This is a genomic window from Egibacteraceae bacterium, assembly GCA_040905805.1.
In the GTDB taxonomy this organism is placed as follows: Bacteria; Actinomycetota; Nitriliruptoria; order Euzebyales; family Egibacteraceae; genus DATLGH01.
The window spans coordinates 24,962-32,667 of record JBBDQS010000014.1 but is presented as its reverse complement, the minus strand read 5'-3'; the positions used below and the strand labels follow the sequence as shown (position 1 = coordinate 32,667).

Below are 7,706 nucleotides of genomic sequence, written 5' to 3'. Positions count from 1 at the left end.
CCCCCCCCCCCCCCCCCCCCCCCCCCCCGCCGGGTTGGCGATGGTGGTGGTGACGCGCGCGGGCAAGGCGTGAACCATCGCCGATACGGGAAAGCAGGAAGCACCAGCCGCCAGCCAACCGCGGAGGTTGCCCCATGAAGATCGCGCTCGCCCAAGTCCTCGACCACCTCAGCGAGAAGGGGGCGGACGACCAGCAGCTGGACCACGCGCGCCGCATCCTGCCCGCCCTGGTCGAGACCCGTGACCACGCCGAGACCCTGGAGGACCTGGGTGTCGACGTCGGCACGCTCACCAGCGCCGACATCCCCGGGCCAAACCCCGACGGCATCAACCCCGAGATCACCGGTCCCGTCGGGGCGCCCGACAAGGCAGAGTCCAACGACCCGTACTGAGCCCGCCGATGCGCGTGCAGCACGGGGTTACCGACGGGTAGAGCGGGGCGCAGCGACATATCTGTCGCTCCGGCCCCATCCACCACTGGGTAACCTCCTCCCGGCGTGTCACGCCAGATGAGCGCCTCACCGTTCGCACTAGCGGGCACGGTCACCTTCTTCCACGGCACACCGGTGCTCGCGTTGTTCGGCCGCGAGGACCTCGCGGCCGACCCTTGGGCCTGACGGCAGCGTGCGCCTGGCACCGTTGCGCTCACTGCCCGCACGGTTGGACGCCGAGGCGGGACTGCAAGGCCGCGGTCTCCGTCTCGATGCGCGCGGAGTCCGCCACGAGAGCCTCGGCCCGCTCGTCGTCGCCTGCCTGGTGGGCCCCGCCCAGGGCCTGCAGCGTCTCCACGTGCTCGCCCTGCAGCGCGACGAGCTCGTCGTGCACAGACCGGAGGTCCTCGGGCGGTTCGAGCTCGTCCAGGCGCGTGCGGTAGTCGGCGTGCAGCCCGGCGATGTCGGTGGCCCGGCGCCGGAACACCTCGGTGGAGGCGTCCGGGCTGTCCAGATCGATCTGCTCGTCGGCCTCCACTAAACCGAACAGGGCCCCCAGGTAGTGCTCGCAGGCGTCGTGCGAGGCGGCGACGTACTCCTCCGTCGTGAGCGGCTCAGCAGGCGGCTCGTCACCGGCCCTGTCCGCTGCCCCGCCGTCGTCCCCCGTACAGGCCGCCAGCGCCAGGCAGACCGCCAAGCCCGCCCACGACCGGCTCACGTTGTCCCCTCCCTCGACTGCGGGACAGGGTAGCGTCGAGCCGGCGAAGCCGGCGAGCACGATCCGGGTAGATGGGAGTACGGTCAGGCGCGGAACGGGAGAGGGAGAACCGATGGGCGACACCTTCGATGTCGTCGTGCTGGGCGCTGGGTCGACCGGCACGAACGTGGCCGACTACGCCCGCAGCAACGACCTGAGTGTGGCGATCGTCGAGGCCGAGCTGGTCGGGGGTGAGTGCTCGTACTGGGCCTGCATCCCGAGCAAGGCGCTGCTCGGTCCGCCCCACCTGGTCGCGGCGGCGCGCCGGCTGCCCGGCGCGGCGCAGGCGGTCACGGGCGACGTCGACGTCGAGGCGGTCCTGGCCCGGCGGGACCGGTTCATCGCGAACCTGGACGATGGTGGGCAGGCCCGCTGGGTGGGCTCGATCGACGCGGAGCTGGTCCGCGGCACCGCCCGCCTCGCCGGCGAGCGCCAGGTCACCGTCACCGCCACGGATGGCACGGTGCGCACCCTGACCGCCGCCCGCGCCGTCGTGGTCGCCACCGGGACCCGCCCCGCCATGCCGCCGATCGAGGGGCTGCGCGACGTCTCCGCGTGGGACAACCGCGAGGCCACCACCGCCACGCAGATCCCGAGACGGCTGCTGATCCTGGGCGGCGGCGTGGTCGGCGTCGAGATGGCGCAGGCCTACCGGCGCCTGGGGGCGGCGGAGGTCACCATCCTCCAGCGCGGCGAGCGGATCCTGGCCCCCTACGCCCCGTGGGTCAGCGAGCTGCTCACCGCGGCGCTGACCGAGGAGGGCATCACCGTGCGCACCGGCGCCAACGCCACCGCCGCGCGGCGCGACGGCACCGACGGGTCGGTCACCGTGACCCTGGACGACGGCAGCGAGTGGGTCGGCGACGAGCTGCTCGTCGCCACCGGGCGCACCTTCAACACCGACGACCTGGGGCTTGAGACCGTGGGGCTGGAGCCGGGCGGGCCGTTGCGCGTCGACGACCGCCTGCGGGTGCAGGGTGTCGAGGGCGATTGGCTGTACGCGGCCGGTGACGTCAACGGCCGCGCCCTGCTGACCCACCAGGGCAAGTACCAGGCCCGCCTGGTCGGCGACATCGTCGCAGGCAAGGACCACGAGGCATGGGCCGACCACCGCGCGGTCCCCCAGGTGGTGTTCACCGACCCCGAGATCGCCGCGGTGGGATCAAGCGCGGCGCAGGCGCGCGACGCGGGGATCGCGGTGCGCACCGTCACCGTGGCGATCGGGTCGACCGCCGGGGCGACGCTGGTCGGCAAGCACGTGCGCGGCCACGCCGAGCTCGTCATCGACGAGGACCGCGACGTCATCGTCGGCGCGACGTTCGTCGGCCCCCACGTCGGCGAGCTCCTGCACGCCGCGACCATCGCGATCGTCGGCGCGGTCCCGCTTTCCACCCTCTGGCACGCTGTGCCGGCGTTCCCGACCGTCAGCGAGGTCTGGCTACGCTTACTCGAAGCTGATCGGAGGCGCGCATGAACGGTGCTGGCGCAGGGCCCGAACGCGGGCGCAAGGAGATCGTGTCGGGGCCGGGCGTGCCGACCCCGCTCGGCCCCTACTCGCAGGCGGTCCGCAGCGGCGGCCTGCTGTTCGTGTCGGGTCAGGCCGCGGTCGGCGACCAGCCCGGCACCCCGGTGGGCGACACGTTCCTGGCACAGGCCCGGCAGGCCTTCGCCAACCTGCTGGCGGTGGTGCGTGCCGGCGGCAGCCGTGCCGACCTCGTCCTGAACGTCACGGTGATGATGAGCGACCTCGGTGCCTTCGCCGACCTGAACCAGGTCTTCGCCGAGGTCTTCCCCGCCGACCCGCCGGCGCGCATGACGATGCAGGTCGGGTTGGCGCCCGGCTACCTGCTGTCGGTCGCGGCCGTCGCGGTCGTCGAGTAGCCCATGAGCCCGTCCGTCATCCTCGTGGTCGACGGTGACCCCGCGGTGGGCGCTGCATGGGAACGCGACGTGGCGGTGCGCTACGGGCCCGCCCAGGCCGTCGCCCACGCCGGGGACGCCGCGGCCGGGATGGCCGCCTGCCACGACCTCGCCGGGCGCGGCCAGGCCGTGGCCCTGCTGGTCGCGGCCGAGCACCTGCCCGACGGCGCCGGGATGGCGTTCCTGACCGAGGCCCACCACCTGCACCCCGACGCGGGCCGAGTGCTGCTGGCCGAGCACGCCGATGCGGAGTCCGCCGTCGTCGCGGTCAACCAGACGGGCCTGGACCGCTGTCTCGTCACCCCGTGGACCGATCCTGAGGAGGAGCTCTACCCCGTGCTCGACGACCTCCTCGCCGACTGGTCGTCGCGGGTCAGCGTCCGTCCCACCCTGGTGAGCGACGTCATGCAGACCGCGGTGGCCACCCTCGACGTCGACGCGAGCCTGGCGGAGGCGGCCGCGCTCGTGGCCGCCACCCGGGTGCCAGACCTGATGGTGGTCGACGCGGCCCGAGCGTTCGTGGGCGTGCTGTCGGAGGGCGACATCCTGCGCAGCTCCCTGCCCGACCTCGACGAGATCCTCGCTGCGGGCGGCACGCTGCGGGCCGGCTACCAGCTGTTCCTGCACAAGGCCCGGGCGCTGTCGGACAAGCCGATCGCGCGCCTGATCATCACCGAGCCGTTCGTCCTGGCACCCGACGACCACGTCGCCAAGGCCGCCACCCTGCTGATCGACCGCCAGATCCGCCTCCTGCCGGTCCTGGACGGCACCGGCCTCGTCGGCACCCTGTCCCGCGCCGACATCTGCCGCGCGGTCGTCGAGGCGTCGTGACCGCCACGCCCACCACCGACGTCCCCGCCCGCGCGGTGCTCACCCGCGCCACCGAACGCGCCGAGCACGACGGCCACGAGAACCTCGGGTTCCTCTCCGAGGCGCACGGGTTCCTCCCCCAGGAGGCGCCGGCGCTGGCCCTGCCCGCCGCGCACCGGGCGTGGGACGACATCGCCGCGCGGCTGCCCGACCTGTTCCGCGACCTGACGCTGCGCGCCGCGTTCGACGCGCTGCCGGTGCTGCCGGCCACGGCCGACGCGCTCCCCGACGACGCGTTGCTGCGCGCCGCGGCGATCCTCGGCATCAGCGCGCACGCCTACCACTACGCCGACCCCGACCCCCCCGACGCGCTCCCGCCGTCGATCACCCGGCCCTGGCGGACGGTGAGCGACCGGCTCGACCGCCCGGGGCCCAACCTGTCCTTCATCGACCTCAACGCCTACAACTGGCGGCTGCGAGCCGGCCGCGGCAGCGACGCGCTCCTCGTCGAGAACCTCGCGCTGCTGATCCCCCTCCTCGGCAACGCCGACGAGCGCCGCTTCCAGATGACCCCGGTCGAGATGCTCGCGGTGTTCACCCCGATCGTGGGCGCGGCCGTGCGGGCACAGGAGGCCGTCGCCCGCGCCGACGGACGGGCCCTGGCAGGCGAGCTGCTCGCGATCACCGACGTCGTCGAGCGGCTCACCCGCTCCTTCGCCAAGGTCGACCCGAACCCCCACAGCCCCAACTACGTCAACCCGGTCGTGTGGGGCAAGACCGTGGCGCCCCTGGCCACCCCCTTCCAGGCCGTCGACCCGCCCCCCGGGCCGAGCGGCACCGCGATCCCGGCCTTCCAGCTGCTCGACATCCTGTTCGGCCGGCACGCGCACCTCTCGACCATCGGTCGTGAGACGCTCTTCGCCCGGCAGTGGTTCCCCGCGCACTGGCGCGACTTCCTGACCGCGGCCGAGGCGATCAGCATCCCGGCGTTCGTCGCTGGCCACGGCGACCGTGCGCTGCGGGGGATCTTCGCCGAGGCCCGGGAGGCCTACGCCGGTCGTGACGGCCTGCTGGGACGCCACCGCCTGAAGACCTTCGGCTATCTCGACCTGTCGTTCAAGGCGGGACGCAGCAAGACCCTCAGCGGCTTCGCCGGCAGCTTTGAGGACCGGCCGTGGGACCGGATGGACGCCGAGCTGGCCCTGGCCCGCCTCGAACGCACCCCCACCGCCGCGCCGGCGTCCCACCACGCCCGGGTCGCCCGCGTCGAGGAGCTGCGCGCGGACCCGCAGGGGTGGGTCGGCCAGGTCGTGCTGGACCTGGCGGGCGCCGGGGTCCGCTACCGCCCGGGCAGTCGCTGCGCCGTCCTGCCCGAGCAGGCCCCCGAGCTGGTCGCACGCACACTCGATGCCCTGCACGCCCGCGGCGACGAGCCGGTGCAGCTCGACGCCGCCTGGCGGACGGCGGTCGACCAGCGGGCGGGCTACGAAGGGGCACGGGTGCTGCCCCTGCGGGCGCTGCTGGCGTTCGGGCATGTGCGCCCCGTCGCCCGTGACGTCGCCAAGGCCTTGTACGCCCTGACCCACAACGCGACGCTGCACGGCGTCATCGAAGCGCGCGCCGAGGACCAGTGGGAGCTCTGGGAGCTGCTCGCGCTGCTCGAGGAGGAGTCGGGGCTGCACCCCGCGAGCCTGTGGAAGGCCCAGCCCGGGGAGCGCGCGGGGATCTGCGTGCTCGTCCCCCCGGAGACGGCCCGGCTGTACTCGATCTCCTCGGTGATGGATCCCGGCGCTGGAACCGCCGACGAGCTGCGCCTGACGCTCGGACGACTGCGCTACACCACCCCGGTGTCGGCCGTCTCGCCGGCGGGGGTGCGCCAGGGGACCGCATCGGGGTACCTGTCACGGCCACCCGCACCGTCCGAGCAGCGCGGGCCGAGCGAGCGCACGGTGGCGGTGCGCATCGTGCCGCCGGCGGGGTTCGCGCTGCCCGACGACCCCCGCCGGCCGGTCGTGTGCATCGCGGGCGGCACGGGCATCTCGCCGTTCCTCGGCATGGTCGCCGCGCGCGCCCGCCACGCCGGCGCCGGCGCCGGCGCCGGCGAGACGTGGCTGTACGTGTCCGCGCGCACCCGCGCGGACCTCCACGGCGAGCACGAGCTGCGCCGGCACGTGGCGGCCGGCGCGGTGCACCTGCGTGTGGCACTCACCCGCGAGGATCTCCACGGCGCCTCCGAGAACGGGAACCTGGTCTGGTCCCCCGCACCCCGTCGGCGCATCGGCGCCCTGCTGACCGACGAAGCCGAGACCGGGCACCTCGCCGCGCTGCTGCGGCCCGCATCGGCGGGTGGACCCGGCGGCCACGTCTACGTGTGCGGGCGCACGGGCTTCGCCGCGGCGGTCGAGGAGGCCCTGGAAGTGGTGCTGGCGCCCCCCGCCTCCGGGCCGGTCGGCGAGCGGGAGCGGCAGCAGGCGCGCCGGGCCCTGCACCGGCTGAACGGCGAGGGCCGCTACGAGCAGGAGGTCTTCACCACCTACCCCGGACCGCACTTCGCCGGCGGGCGCACCTACGACGCCTCCGAGGTCGCCGCGCACAACGACCCGGAGCGGTCCTGCTGGATGGTCGTCGACGGGCGCGTGTACGACCTGACGCGCTTCGCCCAGCTGCACCCGGGCGGCAACAAGATCATCAGGTCCTACGCCGGCATGGACGCCACGGCGGCCTACCGCAGGGTCGGCCACGACACCCACCCGGAGGTCGATGCGTTGCTCGGCCTCTACGAGCTCGGGACCGTCCGCCGTCTGGACTTCGGGGCCGCCTGGGGCGTCGCGGCCACCGGGGCGGGCCTGCGCCTGCTGACCGTCAAAGACGCCTTCCGGACCTGGGTCGACCTGCTGTTCCGGGTGGTGGAGATCGAGAACGCCGTGGCCAACGACTACGGCGTGCGCCACGAGCCCGTCACCGCCGACGAGCGCCCCGACGCCGTGCGCATGTCGCCCTACAAGGCGCGGGCGTTGGCCGGGACCCACGACCGGTTCAGGGGCGAGCACCTCGCCGGACTGACCGACCGGCGCTTCGCGGACCTGTGGGCGGTGACCAGCGGGCTGCACGGCGAGCACAACGACGTGCGCTGGATGCAGCAGGCGCTGACCGCCGTCGCCGACGGGACGGCCGCTGCGGGCGCGGCTGCCCTGGAAGCCGCCGTTGCCGCCGCCTTCCGGCGGGCCGGATCCGGCGGACCGTCCGCTGCCGGGTCGGTGATGACCTGGTGCGACTCGACGGTCGCCGCCCTGGAGGTCGAGGACCGCCGGGTCCTGACGGAGCTGAAGTCGGCGTTGCGCGACGGCGTCCGGGTCTTCGAGACCCACCAGGCCGACACGATCACCGCGGGCGCCGACGAGCTGTGCGCCACCGCCGCCTCCCTGCCGCGGATCGTGCGGGGCTACCTCACCCGTCTGGCGGCGCTGGCGGAGGACGCGCGCGCGTCGGGCATGATGGGTCCATGAAACCCTGCGCGGACTGCGGCGGGGAGCGCGTCTACGTGCGCTCCCCCTACGAGATCGTCTACCCGACCGGCCGGCTCAAGGCCAAGGAAGTGCCCTCCGTGCGCTGCGAGGTCTGCGGGCACACCGATCCGGCGCCGCACGCCCGCTCCCAGGTGGAAGCGGTGCTCGAGCTCGTGCAGGAGGTCGAAGGCGTGGCCACCAAGGACTTCAGCGGGGTGCCACTGCGCCCCGATGGCCAGCCTGACTGACCTTCGGTCAGTGCGGGGCCACTTGCCGCCGGCT

General features: G+C 74.1%; 7 protein-coding genes. 6 read left to right on the top strand and 1 reads right to left on the bottom strand.

The annotated features are described in order from the left end of the window. Positions 1–134 precede the first annotated feature (134 nt). Positions 135–392, top strand: coding sequence for a hypothetical protein (locus WD250_02685; protein MEX2619104.1), 258 nt, complete (start codon positions 135–137; stop codon positions 390–392). 253 nt (positions 393–645) lie between these two features. Here the strand turns inward: WD250_02685 and WD250_02680 are convergent, their stop codons facing one another. Further along, the gene (locus WD250_02680; GenBank protein MEX2619103.1) at positions 646–1,149 is read right to left on the bottom strand and encodes a hypothetical protein; all 504 of its coding nucleotides are present in this window, start codon (positions 1,147–1,149) and stop codon (positions 646–648) included. Between the two features lie 112 nt (positions 1,150–1,261). Between WD250_02680 and WD250_02675 the strand changes: the two genes are divergently transcribed. The 5 genes from WD250_02675 to WD250_02655 are packed head-to-tail and all read left to right on the top strand — an operon-like array spanning position 1,262 to position 7,672. Further along, on the top strand, positions 1,262–2,662 hold the full coding sequence (locus WD250_02675) for an NAD(P)/FAD-dependent oxidoreductase (GenBank protein MEX2619102.1): 1,401 nt from the start codon (positions 1,262–1,264) through the stop codon (positions 2,660–2,662). Then, positions 2,659–3,069: a Rid family hydrolase gene (locus WD250_02670; GenBank protein MEX2619101.1), complete on the top strand. Its 411-nt coding sequence runs from the start codon at positions 2,659–2,661 to the stop codon at positions 3,067–3,069. The genes WD250_02675 and WD250_02670 overlap by 4 nt, the downstream gene beginning before the upstream one ends. A gap of 3 nt (positions 3,070–3,072) precedes the next feature. Next, positions 3,073–3,939 carry a CBS domain-containing protein gene (locus WD250_02665; protein MEX2619100.1) on the top strand — a complete coding sequence of 289 codons (867 nt, stop codon included), beginning with the start codon at positions 3,073–3,075 and terminating at the stop codon, positions 3,937–3,939. Beyond that, entirely contained in the window at positions 3,936–7,424 is a 3,489-nt protein-coding gene (locus WD250_02660) for a cytochrome b5 domain-containing protein (protein MEX2619099.1), read from the top strand. Before WD250_02665 ends, WD250_02660 begins: the two co-directional genes overlap by 4 nt. Next, a complete protein-coding gene (locus tag WD250_02655) occupies positions 7,421–7,672 on the top strand; it encodes a hypothetical protein (protein ID MEX2619098.1) in 252 nt (83 codons plus the stop codon). Before WD250_02660 ends, WD250_02655 begins: the two co-directional genes overlap by 4 nt. Positions 7,673–7,706: the final 34 nt, after the last annotated feature.